Annotated in this window: 9 protein-coding genes and 2 pseudogenes; 3 read left to right on the top strand and 8 right to left on the bottom strand. The window is 70.7% G+C overall.

The window, feature by feature from the left end; all coding sequences use genetic code 11:
- Positions 1 to 105 precede the first annotated feature (105 nt).
- The 8 genes and pseudogenes from FHR32_RS44465 to FHR32_RS17140 all read right to left on the bottom strand — a co-directional run.
- Positions 106 to 369: pseudogene (locus FHR32_RS44465) on the bottom strand (phosphoribosyltransferase family protein); the annotation flags it as partial.
- A gap of 94 nt (positions 370 to 463) precedes the next feature.
- Positions 464 to 718 (bottom strand): annotated as a pseudogene (locus FHR32_RS44460) (ribose-phosphate pyrophosphokinase-like domain-containing protein); the annotation flags it as partial.
- Positions 719 to 955: 237 nt separating this feature from the next.
- The gene (locus FHR32_RS17165; RefSeq protein WP_184755231.1) at positions 956 to 1,447 is read right to left on the bottom strand and encodes a DUF1203 domain-containing protein; all 492 of its coding nucleotides are present in this window, start codon (positions 1,445 to 1,447) and stop codon (positions 956 to 958) included.
- A 305-nt stretch (positions 1,448 to 1,752) separates the two neighbouring features.
- Positions 1,753 to 2,565, bottom strand: coding sequence for a phage baseplate protein (locus FHR32_RS17160; RefSeq protein ID WP_221465439.1), 813 nt, complete (start codon positions 2,563 to 2,565; stop codon positions 1,753 to 1,755).
- 482 nt (positions 2,566 to 3,047) lie between these two features.
- On the bottom strand, positions 3,048 to 3,713 hold the full coding sequence (locus tag FHR32_RS17155) for a class I SAM-dependent DNA methyltransferase (RefSeq protein ID WP_312882412.1): 666 nt from the start codon (positions 3,711 to 3,713) through the stop codon (positions 3,048 to 3,050).
- Positions 3,714 to 3,878: 165 nt separating this feature from the next.
- The gene (locus FHR32_RS17150; protein WP_184755229.1) at positions 3,879 to 4,223 is read right to left on the bottom strand and encodes a hypothetical protein; all 345 of its coding nucleotides are present in this window, start codon (positions 4,221 to 4,223) and stop codon (positions 3,879 to 3,881) included.
- 247 nt (positions 4,224 to 4,470) lie between these two features.
- Positions 4,471 to 5,016: an NBR1-Ig-like domain-containing protein gene (locus tag FHR32_RS17145; RefSeq protein WP_184755228.1), complete on the bottom strand. Its 546-nt coding sequence runs from the start codon at positions 5,014 to 5,016 to the stop codon at positions 4,471 to 4,473.
- Positions 5,017 to 5,569: 553 nt separating this feature from the next.
- The gene (locus FHR32_RS17140) at positions 5,570 to 6,244 is read right to left on the bottom strand and encodes a formylglycine-generating enzyme family protein (protein ID WP_184755227.1); all 675 of its coding nucleotides are present in this window, start codon (positions 6,242 to 6,244) and stop codon (positions 5,570 to 5,572) included.
- Between the two features lie 533 nt (positions 6,245 to 6,777).
- Between FHR32_RS17140 and FHR32_RS17135 the strand changes: the two genes are divergently transcribed.
- The 3 genes from FHR32_RS17135 to FHR32_RS17125 all read left to right on the top strand — a co-directional run bounded on the left by FHR32_RS17135 (position 6,778) and on the right by FHR32_RS17125 (position 17,739).
- The gene (locus tag FHR32_RS17135) at positions 6,778 to 11,631 is read left to right on the top strand and encodes a non-ribosomal peptide synthetase (RefSeq protein ID WP_184755226.1); all 4,854 of its coding nucleotides are present in this window, start codon (positions 6,778 to 6,780) and stop codon (positions 11,629 to 11,631) included.
- Between the two features lie 64 nt (positions 11,632 to 11,695).
- Positions 11,696 to 17,044: a non-ribosomal peptide synthetase/MFS transporter gene (locus FHR32_RS17130; RefSeq protein WP_184755225.1), complete on the top strand. Its 5,349-nt coding sequence runs from the start codon at positions 11,696 to 11,698 to the stop codon at positions 17,042 to 17,044.
- Complete coding sequence (locus tag FHR32_RS17125) at positions 17,041 to 17,739, top strand: hypothetical protein (protein ID WP_184755224.1); 699 nt, start codon at positions 17,041 to 17,043, stop codon at positions 17,737 to 17,739. The genes FHR32_RS17130 and FHR32_RS17125 overlap by 4 nt, the downstream gene beginning before the upstream one ends.
- Positions 17,740 to 17,745 lie beyond the last annotated feature (6 nt).

Here is a 17,745-nt window from a genome sequence, read left to right as displayed (position 1 = left end):
GGGGGCGATCGACAGGACCCGGAGCTTGGAGTCGGGCTTGGAGTCGGGGATCGGCACCGTGTTGGTGCAGACGATCTCTTCGACGTCGGGCTGGTCACTCAGACGGTCGATGGACCCGTCGGTGAAGAGGCCGTGGGTGCAGGCGATGCGCACCGAGTTGACCCGGCGTTCGCGGAGCCGGTCGAGCAACTCCACCATCGTCGTGCCCTTGGCGATCTCGTCGTCCAGGGCGATGACGTCTTTGCCCGCGATGTCGCCGATCACCGAGCTGATGACGACCCGGGCGTCGCTGAACCGCTGCTTGGCCCCCACCGCGACCTCGACCCCCAGCAGGCGCGCGAAGGCCGCGGCCGCCTTGGCGTTGCCCAGGTCGGGGGCGACGACGACGGCGCTGGAGGTCGTACCGGCGGAAGTGGGCCGCCAGCTCGCGCAGGGCGTGCAGGCGGTCGACCGGAACGCTGAAGAACCCGTGCACCTGGGGCGAGTGCAGGGTCATGGTCAGCACCCGGCTGGCTCCCGCGGCCACCAGGAGATCGGCGACCAGTCGCGCCCCGATGGAGATGCGTGGAGCGTCCTTCTTGTCCGACCGCGCGTAGGCGTAGTGGGGCATCACCACGGTAGTCCTGGCCGCCGATGCCCCTCTGGCGGCGTCCAGCATGAGGAGCAGCTCGACGAGGTTCTCCTGGACCGGCGGGACGAGCGGCTGGATGAGAAACACGTCCCGTTCCCGGCAGTTGGCCTGCAACTGCACTTCCAGGCCGTCAGGGCTTGCGGCCGATCCCCACGTACCCCATACGGGCCATCCCCTCGTCGACGAACATCGCCGTCTCGGGGTCGGAGAACGGCCACACGTTCTCCTCCTTCCGCCCGTTGGCGAGACCTGGAGGGATGAGCTCGAAGTCGCCGAAGAAGCGGGCGATCTCCTCACCCGTGGTCAGCTTCTACGGACCTGCGGTCAGCTTCTGCGGACCTCATACAGGAAGCAGCCGAACTCCACCGCGCGGGCGTGCACCAGCGCGACCTCCGGGTCGGCGAACAGCTCGTCCAGGACCGCGAGGGCGGCGTCCGGATCGGCGGACAGGCCGTCGGCGAGCAGGCGGCCACCGTGGATGTCCCCCTGGGCGGTGTAGGCGCGGAAGACCCGTAGTGGGCCGCCCAGTGCGGCGGGGTAGCCGGGGGCCGGTTCGGAACACGGCTCCGCGTGGATGTAGACCGGTCCCAGCTCCTCGTAGGGGCCGGGATCCGCACCCGTCTGGGCCGCCCAGCCCCGCAACGGCGCGTACGCCGCCAGCACGATCTCCTCTGCCGGCCGGGCACGTCCCAGACAGCAGCGCATCGGGCTGCCGCCCTCGACGTCGAGATAGGGCCGGGGCGGCCGTCCGGCGTCGTCCAGGTGACGCAGTCGCTTCAACGTCTCGGGCTCGATCGCCCTGAACTGGTATTCCATGTTCTCATCGTGGTTCGGGCCGGCCGTCGGCGCTGGCGGCTATCGGACCGATCAGTGGAGGAGGGCGACACGGAGCGAGGGAGGCTGCCGGGCAGATGGGCGAGCCGACCGAGGTACTGCCGCGCGGAGAGCACGTTGGCCCGCGGCCAGCGCGGGCCGGGCACCTCGGTGGGCCGGACACCTCGGTGGGAGGTGCGCATCCCATGGACGGTCGCCGCAGACGGTCGCAGAACGCCCGGCCCGGAGGGCGGGAAGGAAGGAGGCGGCAGTCCCCGCTCATCGCTCAGGCGGCCCCCGCCGGACGGTCAGGCGAGCCCGTTCTTGTAGATGATGCTGGTCCTCCTCGCGCCTGCCCCGCCTGAGGCGAAGCCGAAACACAGCCGGGGGTTACCACCGGCGAGCTGGATGGCCATGCCCTCAGGCTCGCGATAGTTCAGGGACTTCCACGCCGCGGTGAACGAACGCTGCACGACCTTGCCCGTGGTGAGATCGACACTCGTGAGATGGGTGTCACCGGTGGGGTTGGAAGCGCTGTAGGCGGTCCCGTCGAACATGTAGAGATGCTGTCCGAGAGCGGTGTAGCCCTGGAAGACACCGAGACCCGGGGGCTCGGCGATATCGAACAGCGGGGTGGAGCCGCCCGCCTTGATCGTGGACAGGTCGTAGACCGCATAACGTGCCGCGCCTGCCCGCCGATGGCGCATGACCAGCCGGTTGGTTGAGGGATCGATGGCACACGTCGTGCTGGTGGCGCCGGCGATGGGCGCGTATTTCCGCAGGCTCGAGGATGACGTGGTGAGGGTCTGGCCGTTGACGAACGGGAACCGGGCGAGCTTCCTGCCCCACGCGTTCACGCCGTCGCTCACGCCGTCGGTCTCGGTCCAGAGATAGGCCGACGATCCGGATGGTTCCACACCGATCTGGACACCGTGCCCGAAACCCATGAGATACATGTGACCGAGGATCGTGCCGGTGAGACTGAGCTTGGTCACGCACAGGTCCCCGGCGGCCGGCGATCCGGCACCGTTCTTCACCTGCACCGTGTACATGTGCCCGTGGACGTTGTCGAAGGCGAATGACTGCAGGACCGTCTGGTCGTGGAGGGCCTTGTTCACCATCAGGGCGGCGGGGGATGACGTCAGCTCGAATCGGCGTGCCGGCGCCGCTGCGTGGGCAATCTGCGAGCCGCCGAGACCGAGAGCCGCTACGGTCCCCGCTCCGACCCGGAGAACCCCCCTGCGACTCAATTTCACATTTGTTGACAAATACGACATTTCATAACTCCTGTCTACTTTTCGCCAGATGAGCACCAAAAGCAGCATCTACATCTAGCGCAACAGGAGTCACGAAATATTAGAAAAGGTGAAATGTCACGAAATCGGCATATAACGACAGGGAAGACGGTTCAGCCGGAGGATTGACGACGCGCCGGCCATGCCGCGGTCGCCCTCGTCCACGGTGAAGTGCGTGTGGACGAACACCAGGTCACCGTGTCAGGTGCTCTTGACCGGTCGGCCTCTACGCCCCACATGCCTGTTGGGACGAGTCTTTGATCACAGCGATCCGGATAGGGGACTGCCGGCATACGGAGCGCCGAGCATCATGATCGGCTGATGTCGGCCGGCTTGCGGGCCAGCAGGTGGGCCTGCGGGAAACCCCGCTTGGCGTCTTCGCCCCCGGCGATCACCAGCCGGGCCACCTCGACGAGCCCGATCTCGCGCAACAGGCCGGCGACACGGTCAGGTGACCACCGGTAGGCGAGCGACACGGTGTGGTCGAAGGCCTCCGCCAGCTCCGAAGGCTCGTCATGAGCCTGAAAGCTGAGCAGCAGGTGGCCGCCCGGGGCGAGCACCCGGTGGAACTCGGCGAGCACCTCCGGTAGCCGCTCCGGTGGGGTGTGGATGATCGAGTATCGGGCGAGGATGCCGCAGAGAACGTCGTCCGTCAGGTCGAGGGCGATCATCGATCCCTCGTCGAACCGCAGACTCGGGTGCGCCTGACGGGCCAGCGCGATCATCTCCGGTGACAGGTCGACGCCGAAGGCGGTCAACCCGAGAGAGTGCAGGTATGCCGTCACATGGCCCGGGCCACAGCCGAGATCGGCGACCGGTCCGGCGCCGGCGGCCTGAGTGAGCTCGGCGAACGCGGCGAGCATCGCACGGTCCAGCGGGTTGGCCTGGAGGTGCGTGCTGACGAACTCGGCGTAACGGACGGCGATCGCGTCGTAGTCCGTACGGATGGTGCGCAGGAAGTCCAGTTCGGCCACGGCTGTGGATCGTAATGCACTCCACCCACGCGGCACTGATCGGACCAGACCAGCCTTGAGGCTCCCCGTTGGTCAGGCCCGCTCACGGCGGGTCCGACCGGGCACCCGGAGGAACCGGCCTGCGGGGCTTCGCCGCGATGGGCGCCCCTGCGAGGCCGGGCGAAGTCAGCCGACCTGGATATAAGGGTTGCGTGCCTTGAAAGTGCACTCACCCACAAACTTGACCGTCTTGCCAGGTGCGATGTTCTTCCACCCGGTGTTGTACTGCTTCGAGCCGTTGCCGATCCCGTTGACGCACCAGTACACCAGACGTGCCTTACCGGTCGTGGTGCCCTTGTTCTTGCACTTTCCCCAAACGGTGGTGTTTCCGGTTCCGGGGGCATTGCAGACCACCTTCGCGGCCCTGCTCGTGGATGCACTCGCCTCTGCGGCCTGAGCAGCACCGCCGAACGGCACCAGCACGGCAAACGCACCTGCTGCGACGGCCAGCGAACGGATTACCTTGGTCATCGTTGATTTCCCTTCGTGGACGGATTTCGGCGCTCATGGCGGATTGCGGCGCTTCGCGATCCAGAAAACGCTCCGTGTCGCGCCAGGTGATATACCGGCGATACGAAATGCGCCGGGTCATATCCCGGTGATACGAAATTCCGGAATATCCACCATGGTGGCGCATGGCCCGCCGACCAACCAAGGGATCTTTATCCGAAGCCTGTCCAAGGCTACCGCTTGGACTTTGGACAAATGAATCCGCAGGTCAAGACGGACCCACCTGGACGTCCAGGAAAACCGGGCGCTTGAGCGGGAACAGCGTCTGTCCCCGCGCATCGATCACCTTCCAGTAGATGCGGCAGTTTCCAGGTCTGTTCGGAGCTCGCACCCGCACCATGATGTCCACTGTCTGACCAGGCGCCGTCGACGGTATGTCCACCGCTTCGGGTGATCGGCATGGCCCGGTATTCATGCGAGCCAGACGCCTGCCCTCCCAGGACACCGTCCCGGCGTTGCGGATTCTCCACACTTTCTCGAAAGAAGAGCCCTGCCGTACCTTCGAGCCATCCGGGTACGTGATGTCACCCACGAATTCAGAGTCGTCACCGGAGATTTTTCCCGCTGTCGGCGTCGGCGCAGCCTGAGGATTACCCTTGTCAGTGTTCATCCACAGATAAAAAAATATCAGGCCGGCCGCGATGACCGCGGCTGAGGCAATGACGCTGACGAGGACACGGTTCCGCGGCGTGAGTTCCGGTGAACGCACGGGGACTATCACCACTTTTACCGGGGCGGCTGACAGCGCATCCACAGGCCCGTCAACTCGGCAACCTCCGCCCCTGGACAGCGCTTGGCCAGCGACGACTTCGAGGCCGCCGCACCGAGTCGAGAAGACATCTCCGCGTATGAGGGGTCGCCCGCCTCCTGCTTCAGCCGCCAGAGCCGGTCCGCGAAGGCCCCCACCGCACCTGAATCCGGGTCCGGCCGTTTCGACTGCCGCCCCCGCCGCTTCCCATGGTCCTGGGACTGCGCTTCCGGCTCCACGTTCCCCCCGCCCACTCACAACTGTTGGCGCCTCCGCACCCGTCCACAACTACCCGACGACACAAGTACATGGGTTACTGGCTTGTCGTTCAGTGCTGCGACCGCGCTCTGCTGAAACGACGTCAGGAGACCACCCGGGACACCGGCAGGGGAAGCTTCCGTGTCCTCAAACGACATCTGTCGGATGTGGTCTACCGAGCGCCCATCGACGCCCCTGCCGAGCGGCGCCAACCGATCGATCAGGCGAGCGATCAGCTCCTCGACCCGGTGCGACGCCATGTCGGCCCTGCGATCGAAGCAGCCATCGCAAACGGCGCGTATCAGTGCAAGGTGGAACGCGTGACGCGGAATCCCACGTCGTCGATCTGGAAGGTCGGGTGGCTGCGGCGCCGCACCGAGGCCCGGCAGCTCCAGCGCTCGTCAGACCACCCGCCGCCACGTAGCACCCGATAGGTGCCGTAGACCTCGGCATCGTAGATGTCCCAGCACCACTCCCACACGTTGCCCAGCATGTCGTACAGACCCCACGCGTTGGGCTGCTTGCCGCCCACGTCGTGAATGCGCTCGTGAGAGTTGCCGCGATACCAAGCGATCTCGTCGAGCCGCCCGTACCGCGGGCCGGTCGTACCAGAACGACATGCGTGCTCCCACTCGGCCTCGGTCGGTAGCCGGTACCCGTCAGCAGACGCGTCCCACTCGATAGCCTCGACGTCAGCATGAAGGTGATACGCGGGTGCCAACCCCTCGCGTTGAGACAGGGCGTTGCAGAACCGGACCGCGTCCAACCACGAAACGCCCTCGACGGGCAGCAGGTCGCCTTGTGCGGTACTCGGCCGCTGGCCGGTGACCTGTGCGTACCGCGTCTGGGTGATCGGGAACGCCGCGAGCCGATATGGCGCGAGCTCGACCGACCAGCTGCGCTGCGTCCGCCGGTCCGACAGCGTCACCTGCCCCGACGGGATGGAAATCATCTCGTTTCCTGCGGTCGCGTCCATGGGAAGGTGATCCTACCGACGGCTGTCCTCGATGACCGCGCGGCCTGCCGCGGGGCGCGTTGTCCGCTGCCTGGAAAGGCTCGTCGACGCCGGCTTGTTGAGCCGGACGTGGTGAGGACACTCGGACGAGCGGTCGTCCTGGAGAACCGGCGGCCCTGGCACGCCACCGCGATCACCTACCTGGCACCATCCGCGCCGTGGCCGGGCTTCTGCCCGACCGGCAAAGGACATCAGCGGTGCCCGGATGTCGGCTGCTATTGATGGCTTTACTACACAATGTAATGATTTGACGGCAGGAAAGTAGCTACTTACATACGACCGGCATGTCGCAATACAACGCTTTTACTCCACCGATAGCTACCGAGTGTCACATATCACAAGATAGTCGAAATATTCCACAGAGGCAGTTATGTCCGATTGCATATCGTTAAGATAACAAAGCGATCTTTTCCCTATCTCGGCCGGGCGCCTTTTGTCACCCTTGCCCGCGTGCGACCTATGCACCCTTTTCCGTACATCAGAGGAGATCAGAGGTGCTTGGCAACCTTGCGCTGCTCGAACCGGTCCACAAAGCCTTCGAGCAGCAGGTGCGACGGACCCCTCAGCGCACGGCAATCATCGCCGGGACGACCCGCACGACCTACGCCGACCTCAACGCCCAGGCCAACCGGATAGCCCACGAACTCGTCTCCCGGGGAGTACGGCGAGGCTCGACCGTCGGCGTGTGCCTGAACCGCGACGAGACGCTGATCGCGGCGCTCCTGGGCGTCTGGAAGACCGGCGCCGCCTACGTGCCGCTGGACTCGGCCTATCCGGCCGACCGCCTGGAGTTCATCATCGAGGACGCCGGGATGTCACACACGGTGACCTCCACGGCGCTGTCGGAGCGACTGCCGGAGCGCGACCTCATCCTGGTGGACACGGTCGGTGACCGCCCGCACAGCGATCCGGACCTGCCGAGCGACCCGGCCGACCTGGCCTACATCATGTACACCTCCGGCTCGACCGGCCGCCCCAAAGGCGTCGCGATCGAACACCGCAACGTGATGACGCTACTGCGCTGGGACGCCGGCTACTTCACCGCCGAGGAGCTGGCCGGGTTCCTCGCCTCGACCTCGGTCTGCTTCGACCCGTCTGTCCCCCAGCTCTACCTCCCCCTGCTGCTGGGCGGCACGGTGATCATGGCGGAGAACCCCCTCGCGCTGCACACTCTGCCCGCCAGGGACGAGGTCACGATGATCAGTGCGGCGGCCTCGGCGCTGACCGCGCTGCTGCGGGAGCCGCTGCCCCCGGGTGTGCGCACGGTGCTCTCCAGCGGCGAGCCGGTGAGCCGAGCGCTGGCCGACCACGTCTTCGCCAACCCCGGCGTGCGGCGCATGGTGAACCTGTACGGGCCGACCGAGTGCACCGTGCACTGCTGCGCTCACGAGATCTCCAGGGACGAGACGGGCGAACCGCCGATCGGCACGCCGTACGCCTGGTCGGAGCTGTCGGTGCGCGGTGCCGACGGCGAGGCGCTCGGCGACGGCGAACTCGGTGAGCTGTGGGTGGCCGGTCCGCTGGTCGGCCGAGGCTACCTGAACCGGCCCGAGCTGACCGCCGAGCGGTTCGTGACCGACGCCGAGGGCGTGCGTCACTACCGCACCGGCGACCTGGTCCGCGGGGAGGGCGGAGTCTACTTCTACGAGGGACGGATCGACGACCAGGTGAAGGTCGCGGGCTTCCGCGTCGAGCTGGGCGAGGTGCAGGGCAGGCTGGTGCGCCACCCGCTGGTGAACCACGCCGTTGTGCTCGCCCCCACCGATGAGGAGGGCACCCGGCGGCTGGTCGCCTACGTCGAACCGGCCGGTCCCGGCCTCGACGACGGGCAGTTGCGGTCCTGGCTGCGCGACTGGCTGCCCGACTACATGATCCCTTCCAGGATCGTGTTCCTCGACGCCATCCCCGTGGGTCCCACGGGGAAGGCCGACCGCTCCCGACTGCCCGCGGTGACGTTCTCCGCCGCCCAGGGCTCCTCCGCCCCGGACTCCTCCGCCACCATGGCCGCGGCCGAGACCGAGACCGAGTATGTGGCCCCCCGCGACGAGACCGAGCGGCGGCTCGCCGCCCTCACCGCCGAGGTGCTCGGCGCCGAGCGGGTTGGCGTCCACGACCACTTCCTCGACCTGGGCGGGCACTCCCTGGCCGCCGCCAAGATCTGCGCCAGGATCGAGCACGCGCTCGGGGTCCACGTCCCGCTGACGACGTTCCTGGCGCGGCCCACGGTCGCCGAGCTGGCGTCGCATGTCGCCGAGGCGGCCCCGGCCGCCGTGACGCCGCTGATCCGCCATGCCGGGCGGACCAGCTATCCGCTGACCGAAGCCCAGCGCGGCATGTGCCTGCTGCGCGAGGTCAGCCACAACCCCGGCGCCACCGTCATCGCCTTCCGGCTCGGGCTGCGCGGCCTCACCTCGGCGGAGCCGCTGCGGGCCGCGTTGGACGCGATCGTGCGCCGCCATGAGGCGCTGCGCGCCGTTGTCGTGGGCGGCGTGACCGCCGAGGTCAGGCCGCCGGTGCCGGTGCCACTGGACGAGCACCGCCCGGCTTCGGCGGAGGAGGCCGACGAGCTGCGGCGGACCGCGGTCACCCATGACTTCGACATCTCCCGGGAGTCGCCGCTGCTGCGGGCCACCCTGTTGTGGTCGGGGCCGGACAGCGCGGAACTGGTGCTCCTCACCGACCACACCGCGTTCGACGGCTGGTCGCTGGGGGTCGTCATGCAGGAGCTCCTCGACGGGCTCACCCACCCCGGCGGTGTCCCGGAGCCGGAGCCGCCGCTCCAGATCGGCGACGTCGCGCTGCGCGAGCAGGCGACGGTTCTGGACACCGAGGCGTTGCGGGCCTTCTGGGCCGAGGAACTCGCCGGGGCGGTCCCGCCGTACGAGCTGCTGCCCCACCCGGGCGGCCGTCCCAGCCGCCTGCGCGGCGAGCGCCTGGTGCGCCGGATCGACCCGGCGACGACCGCGCGGGTCGGCGAGCTCACGGCCGACTGCGGCGCCACCCCGTTCGCCGTCTACCTGACCGTGCTCGGCATGCTGATCGCCGGGCTGACCGACCGGCGGGACGTCGTCCTCGGCGCCGCCGTGGCCGATCGCGCCGACCCCGGCCTGGAGGCCGTGGTCGGCCTGCTGGTCGATGTGGTGCCGGTACGGCTGCGCCTGGAGGACGGGCTGTCGCTGCGCGCGGCCGTACGGCACGCGGGAGCCGTGACCGCCCGCGCGATGGACCACCGCGCGCTGCCCGCGCGGGAACGGTCCGAGGCCGGCCGCGTCGAACGCCCGCCCGGCGCGGTGCTGACGCCTGTCACGCTCTCGATCCAGCCATCGGAGGTCCCCCTCTCACTGGAGCGCGAGGGCGTGGGCGTGGACCTGATCGGCGAGCTGGACGCGGGCAGCGCCCAGGCGCCGCTGATCGTCTACGTCAACGCCACAGCGACCGGGTCCGAGCTCCAGGTCGAGTACGACGTGGAGTACCTGGACCGGGCCGGGGCCGAGATCCTCGCCGACCGTCTGGTCCGCTTGCTGGTGGACGCGCTGGCTTACCCCGACCGGCCGCTGTCGGCGTTCGAGGTGGTCGGCGCCGAGGAGCGGGCGGCACTGCTGGCCGCAGGAACCGGTGTGCCGCTGCCCGCCGACGCGCCGCGGACCGTGGCGGAGGCGGTGCTGGAGCAGGCCGTACGGCGCCCGCACGCCCCGGCGGTCGTCGACACCGGCGGTGTCCTGACCTACGGAGAGTTGGCCGGCTGGTCGCGACGGGTGGCCGCGGTGCTCGGTCCGACGGCCGCGGGTGCCTGCGTGGGTGTGTGCCTGCCCCGCGACCGATACCTCCCCGCGGCACTGCTGGGCGTGCTGCTCGCCGGTGCCGCCTACGTCCCGCTCGACCCCGGCCACCCGCTCCAGCGGCTCCGCCACCAGGTCGACGACTCCGGCACCAAGGTGATCATCGCGGCGGGCGAGGGGCTGGCGGTGGCCGGGAAGCTGGGCGGTACCGTCATCGACCTGGCCGAGTTGTCCTCGGCGGAAGCCGTACAGGCCAACGACCTCGCACAGGTGGCACCCGGCGACCTCGCCTACGTCCTCTACACCTCCGGCTCCACCGGCAGGCCTAAGGGCGTCGAGGTCACCCACGCCAACCTCGCCGCGTTCGTCGCCTCGATGACGATCGCCCCGGGGATCAGGCCCGACGACGTGATGCTCGGCCTGACGCCGTTCTCGTTCGACGTGTTCGGCTTCGACCTGTGGGTGAGCCTGTGCCACGGCCTGCGGCTGGAGCTGCTGGGCCGTGACGACGCGCTTGACGGGCGGGCCGTCGCGCGGCGGATCGAGAAGGCGGGGGTCACGCTGATGACCGCGACCCCGACGACGCTGCGCATGCTGGCCGCCTCCGGCTGGCGTGGCGGGGACGTGCGCGTGGTCGGCATCGGCGAGGTGCTCGACCCCGCCCTCGCCGGTGACCTGCTGGAGCGGGTCGCCGAGCTGTGGAACGCCTACGGCCCCACCGAGACCACGATCTACTCCACCATGATCCAGGTCACGGCCCCGGCCGATGACCAGGTGTCGATCGGCACGCCGTTGGCCGGGGAGCGGGCCTACGTGCTCGATCGGGCGGGCCGCATGCGGCCTGCCGGAACACCCGGCGAGCTGTGGATCGGCGGCGCCGGCGTGGCCAGGGGCTACCGGGGCCGGCCGGAGCTGACCGCCGCGGCCTTCACCGAGGACCCGCTGGGCGGGCGCCGCTACCGTACCGGTGACCTGGCCCGCTGGCGGCCCGACGGCACGCTCGACTTCCTCGGCCGCCGGGATCAGCAGGTGAAGGTCCGCGGCCACCGGGTCGAGCTGGGCGAGATCGAGACCGTGCTCCGCGAGAGCGTCGCCGACGCGGCCGTGACCGTGTACGGCGGCGACCACCTGGTCGGCTACCTCGCCGCGCCACCGGGGACCGACACCGGCGAGCTGGAGCGGCGCCTGAGCTCCCGGCTCCCCGACTACATGGTTCCCCGCCGCTGGGTGCTCCTGGACGCCCTGCCCGTCACGGCCTCCGGCAAGGTGGACCGCACCGCTCTGCCCGAACCCGGCAGTGAAGCCCCGCGGGTGCCGCCGAGCACCGAGGCCGAACTGCTGGTCGCCGAGATGTGGGCCGCCGTGCTGGACCGCTCCGACCTCGGCGCGCACGACGACTTCTTCGCCCTCGGCGGTCACTCCGCGACCGCCGCCCTCGTGGCGGCCCGGCTGAGCGACGCCCTGGACCTGCGGGTGCCCGTGCGCCTGCTGTTCGAACGGCGGACGCTGGCCGACTACGCCGCGCGGCTTGAGTCCCTGCTGCTGGCCGACCTGGAGGCGGGGGCATGACCGGGCCTGTCGAGGTCGTCAACGGAAACGGTGCCTCGGCCATGAGGCCGGCAGAGGAGGTCTCATGACCGTCAGCGACGAGCGACGGAGCGCCCTCGCGGCCCGGCTGTCGGCCGCGCGCCGCGCCGCCGCCCAGGCCGCCCCGGCGATCCCCGCCAGGGAGGCGACCGGCGGCTCCGCTCCCCTGTCCCCCGCCCAGGCCCGGCTGTGGTTCCTCGCCCAGCTCGACGACCTGGCCGCCTACAACGTGCCCGCCGCCGTACGGCTGCGCGGCCCGCTGGACACCGCCGCGCTGCTGGGCGCCGTGCGCGACCTCGCGGACCGGCACGAGGTGTTGCGCAGCCTGGTCACCGACGAGGGCGCCGTCCCGGTCGACGCCGGCCGGGTCCCGATCACGGTCGAGGACCTCGACGACCACGACCTGCTGGAGGCGCGGCTGCAGCAGGAGCTGGCCCGCCCGTTCGCGCTGGACGCCGAGCCGCCCACCCGCGCCCTGCTGCTCCGCCTCACCGGCTCCGACGAGCACGTCCTGGCGCTGACCGTGCACCACATCGCCTTCGACGCCTGGTCACGGAACCTGGCGCTGGCCGAGCTCGCCGCCCTGTACGCGGCGCGGCTCGGCTTGGCCGAGCCGCCCGCGCCGCCGCAGGTGCAGTACGCCGACTACGCGGCGTGGCTGGCCGGGCGGCCGGAGGGCGACCTCGCCTGGTGGACCGGACGGCTGGCCGGGCTCGAACCGGTCCTGGACCTGCCGGTGGACCGGCCCCGGCCGTCGGTCGCCGACTGGTCGGGCGCCACCGTCCCGGTACGGCTGGCGCCCGCGCTGACCGCCAGGATCCGCGAGGTCGCCGCCGAGACCGGCTGCACGCCGTTCATGGTGCTATTGGCCGCCTGGCAGGAGCTGCTGGGCCGGATCTCCGGCACCGACGACGTGCCGGTCGGCGTGCCCGAGGCGGGCCGGCTCCATCCCGACACCGCGCGCATGCTCGGCTGCTTCGTCAACACGCTCGTCCTGCGCGGCGACAGGTCCGGCGAGCCGACCGGCCGCGAGCTGCTGGCCCGGACCAAGGACGCCGTGCTGGACGCTCTCACCCACCGTGACGTGCCCTTCGAGCGGATCGTGGAGCACCTGCACCCCGAGCGCAGCCTCGCCACCACGCCGATCTTCCAGGTGCTGCTCAACGTGCTCGACGACCCGCCCCGGGCGCTGGACTTCCCCAGCCTGACCGCGGAGCCCGCGCAGGCCTCGCTGCGCACCACCAAGTACGATCTCAACCTCGCCTTCGTCAACGAGGGCGAGGAGTACGACGGCGAGCTCGCCTACCGCACCGACCTGTTCGACGAGCCGACCGCGCGGCGCATGACCAGCTGGTACCTGAACCTGCTGGAGGGCATGCTCGCCGACCTGGACGCGCCCGCGGCGGCCGTGCCGCTGGAGCCGGTGACCGGGCCCGCCGTCGCGGGCGCGCGGATACGGATGGACCTGACCCGGCCGCTGCACGAGGTGGTCGGCGACCGGGCACGGCACACGCCGGAGGCGACCGCCGCGGTGGACGCCGCGGGATCGCTCACCTACGGCGAGGTGGACCGGCTGGCCGACCGCCTGGCCCGCCACCTGGTCGCGGCCGGGGTACGGCCGGACGAGCCGGTCGGCATACTCATCGACCGGCACAGATGGCTGGTCCCCGCGCTCCTCGGCGTGCTGCGGGCGGGCGGCGCCTATATGCCGATGGATCCCACCTACCCCGACGACCGCCTCGCCTACATCCTGGAGACGGCCGGCGCGCGTGTCGTGCTGGCCGACCGCGAGTACGCCGGCCGGGTCCCCGGCGCGCTGGTCCTGTCCGACCTGCTGGCTGCCGGATCCGACGGGCCCGTGGAGGTCGACGTCACCCCCGGCCACCTGCTGCATGTGATCTTCACGTCCGGTTCCACCGGCCGGCCCAAGGGCGTCGCGATCGAGCACCGGTCGGCGCTGCACTACCTGCACGGCCTGGCCGAGCTGGTGCCCGAGGGCTGCGAGTCCTACGGCGTGGTCTCCACGATCGCCGCCGACCTGGTGCTGACCTGCCTGTACGGCCCGCTCTTCCAGGGGGCAGCGGTCCACCTCGTGGACCAGGAGACCGCCACCGACCCGGAGGCGTACGCCGCCTACCTCTCGGCGCACCGCGTCGACGTGGTCAAGATGGTGCCCAGCCATCTGGAGCTGCTGGCCGCCCACGGCGACCTGGCCCAGATGCTGCCGCGCCGGCTGCTGATCCTCGCCGGTGAGGCGACGTCGTGGGAGCTGGCCGAGCGCATCCGCGCGGCCCGCCCCGACCTGGAGGTGCAGATCCACTGCGGGCCGACGGAGACGACGGTCTCGGTGCTCGGCGGCCGGGTGCCCGACTCGCCGACGGGCTCGGGATCGGTCCCGCTGGGCCGCCCGCTGGCCGACGTCGAGTGCCACATCGTCGACCCCGCGGGTCGCCCGCTGCCCGCCGGGGTGCCGGGCGAGCTGTGGGTGGCCGGTCCCAGCCTGGCCCGCGGCTACCTGAACCGCCCCGACCTGACCGCCGAGCGGTTCGTCCCCGACCCGGTGAACGGAACCGCCCGCTGCTACCGCACCGGAGACCGGGTCCGGCTCAACTCCGCCGGGCTCGTGGAGTTCCTCGGCCGGGTCGACGACCAGGTCAAGATCAGGGGATTCCGGGTGGAGCTGGGCGAGGTGAAGGCCGCCCTGCAGGAGCAGCCCGGGGTCCGGGAGGCCGCGGTGCTGCCGGTCGGCGAGGGGCGCACCCGGCGGCTGGCCGCCTGGATCGCGCCCGCGTCCGTGGATCTCGCCGCGGTCCGGGCGGGGATGCGCGAACGGCTGCCCGACTACATGGTCCCGTCCGCGATCGCCCTCCTCGACGACCTGCCGCTCACCCCGCTGGGCAAGATCGACCGGGCCCGCCTGCCGATCCCCGAGGCGGCGCCCGCCGGAGAGCGGGCCGCGCCGAGCACGCCGGCCGAGCTGCGGATCGCGGCGGTGTGGGCGGGCATCCTGGGCGTGACGGATGTCGGCGCCGACGACGACTTCTTCGCCCTCGGCGGCGACTCCTTCCGCGCGGTGCGGGCGGTCCGGGAGATCGACCCGGCGCTGCGGGTGATCGATCTGTTCACCCGGCCCACCGTCCGCGAGCTGGCCGCCCACCTCGACGGCGGCGCCGAGGCCCCGGCCGGGCTGCTGCACCGCCTGGGCGGTCCGCGTGCGGCGAGCCGTACCCTCGTCTGCCTGCCCTACGGCGGCGGCTCGGCCGCCGCCTACCGGCCACTCGCCGCCGAGCTGGCCCGCACCTCCCCCGGCACGGCGGTGCTCGCCGTCGAGCTGCCCGGGCACGACCCGGCCCGCCCCGACGAGGCCACGCTGCCGATGCCGGAGCTGATCGACCGGATCGCCGCCGAACTGACCGGCGCCGCCGGCCCGATCGTGCTGTACGGCCACTGCGTCGGCTCGGCCGCCGCGACCGAGCTGGCGCTGCGGCTGGAGGCGTCCGGGACACCGGTCGCCGGCGTCTTCATCGGCGGCAGCTTCCCCGACGCGCGGCTGCCCGGACGGCTGTCGGCCTGGTGGAATCGGAGGTTCCCCGCCCACCGCTGGTCCTCCGACCGCACCCAGCGCGACTTCCTGCGCACGCTGGGCGCCTTGGACGAGGACTTCGGCGACACCGGGACCATGCTGCGCGGCCTGAGGCACGACGTCGAGGAGGCGCAGGCCTGGTTCAGCCGCCACCTCGACTCCGCCTCCCCGGAGCGCAGGCTCAAGGCGCCGCTGCTGTGCGTGATCGGCGAGCGGGACCGCGCGACCGAGCTCTACCGGGAGCGCTACCGCGAGTGGGGGGCGTTCGCCGACCGCGTGGAGCTGGCCACGATCCCCCGGGCCGGCCACTACTTCCTCAAGCACCAGGCCGAGACCCTGGCCCGGCTGATCTCCGAGCGCCTGGACCGCTGGGCCGGCGGCGACCTGCCCGAGCCGGTCGGGGAGGTCGGGGAGGTCGGGGAGGTCGGGGTGGCGGGCGGGAGCGCCCGCCGGGACCTGCGCCGCTTCTACACCGTCGCGGCCGGGCAGACCATGTCGCTGCTCGGCGCCGCACTGACCTCCTTCGCGCTGGGCGTATGGGCCTACCGGGAAAGCGGCCGGGTGCTGGACTACGCCCTGGTCACCATGCTCGCCCTGCTGCCGTCGCTGCTGGCGGCGCCGCTGGGCGGCGCGCTCGCCGACCGGGTGGACCGGCGGCGGATCATGCTGGTGTGCGACGGCGTCTCCGCCGCGGCCACCGCGGCCCTGGTGATCCTGCTGTGGCTGGGACGGCTGGAGGTATGGCAGGTCGGCGTCATCGCCGGGCTGCTGTCGCTGGTGTCGGCCTTCCACCGGCCCGCCTACCTGGCGGCGGTGGCGCAACTGGTGCCCAAGCCGTACCTCATGCAGGCCAACGCGCTGGCGAACCTCGGCACCGGCCTGGGCATGCTCGTCGGCCCGCTGGGCGGCGCCGCGCTCATCTCACTGGTCGGGCTGCACGGCGTGGTGGCCGTGGACGTCATCACGTTCCTCGCCGGGCTCGGCACGCTGCTGCTGGTCCGCTTCCCCGAGCGGCTGTTCTACCGTCTGGAGGAGTCCTTCGGGCAGGCCATCGTCGGCGGCTGGCGCTTCCTCGTCCGGCGCCGCCCCCTGATGATCATGATCGGGTTCTTCGTCGTGCAGAACTACCTGAACATGCTCGCCATGGCCGTGACCGTCCCCGCGGTGCTGTCGTTCAGCGACGTCGCGGGCGTGGGCACGGTGACCGCGATGCAGGGCCTGGGCGCGGTCCTCGGCTCCCTGGTCATGGTGTTCTGGGGCGGTACCGAGCGGCGCGCGGTCGGCATGGTCGGCTTCGTGATCGGGCTCGGTGCCGGGGTGCTGCTGGTCGGGCTGCGGCCCTCGCTGCCGCTGGTGGCCTTCGGCGGACTGCTGTCGTGGGCGTCCCTCAGCGTGCTGAACGCGCACTGGCTCTCAATCATCCAGCTCAAGGTCGGCCTGGAGCTGCAGGGCCGGGTGCTGGCCACCAACCAGATGCTGGCGGTGTCGATGACGCCGCTGGCGTTCCTCACCGCGCCGGCGCTGGCCGACGACGTCTTCGGCCCGCTGCTCGTCCCGGGCGGCGTTCTCGCGGACACGGTCGTCGGCGACGTCGTCGGGGTGGGGCCGGGGCGCGGCGTCGGGCTGCTGCTGGTCGTCTGCGGCGCGCTACTGGCGATCTGGGGCGCGCTGGGGCTCTGGTACCGGCCGCTGCGGCGCATGGAGGACGCGCTGCCCGACGCGGTCGCGGGCGCTGAGATCGCCGACGACCTGAACGCAGTCCAGGCCGAAGCCGACGCCATCCTGCTGGAGGGTGCCGCCCGTGTCCGGTGAACGGTTCCGCGCGTGACGATGGGAGCTCCAGCGGCGGTTTGCCTGCCGCGGCGACCGGAGACAGCTCGACCGTGGATCCATCGCGGGCGGGCGGCGCCGGGGTCGCCGTTGAGCGGAACGGCGGAAGACAGCGCGTCGAGATGGAAGGCGCGGATCGCCCCGCCCAGGCGTTGTTCGATGGTCATCCGCCGCCCGTAGCGTTCGATGATCTTTTTCGGGGTGGCGTCGGAGTCGTTGGTGATGAGCACGGTGGGTTCGTCGTGGCCGAGGCCGGTGATGAGCAGTTGCCGGATCGGCACCGGGTAGGCCGACAAGGTGGTGGTCTCATCGACCACTTTGGGGGTCTTGTGGTTGCCGTCGCGATCCAGCCGGACGGTGTGCCACTGGGCGGTCTTCAGTTCGGTGAGGTGACGGGTGACCGCGATCGAGCGGGTCCGCAAGGTCAAGAACCGCACGCCGCGTTCGTTGAGTGCGGCGAGCTGGGCCTGGGTGGTGAGCCGCCCGTCGAACACCAACTGGGCGGGGTCGGCGCCGGTCACGGCCCGCCAGTAGTCGCAGAACGCCAGGACCTCGTCGTGCTGGCCGGCCTTGGTCAGGTCGGCGTTGGCATACATCAGGGTGTGGGTGGCGGTGTCTTGGGCGAAGAAGGTCAGCACCGAGCGGGTGCGCTGGCTGGGCTTCCCCTCGTAACGTAGAGATAT

The sequence above is a fragment of the Streptosporangium album genome (assembly GCF_014203795.1).
In the GTDB taxonomy this organism is placed as follows: domain Bacteria; phylum Actinomycetota; class Actinomycetes; order Streptosporangiales; family Streptosporangiaceae; genus Streptosporangium; species Streptosporangium album.
The sequence above is the reverse complement of the archived record's forward strand: the minus strand, read 5'-3'. Positions and strand labels throughout refer to the sequence as shown.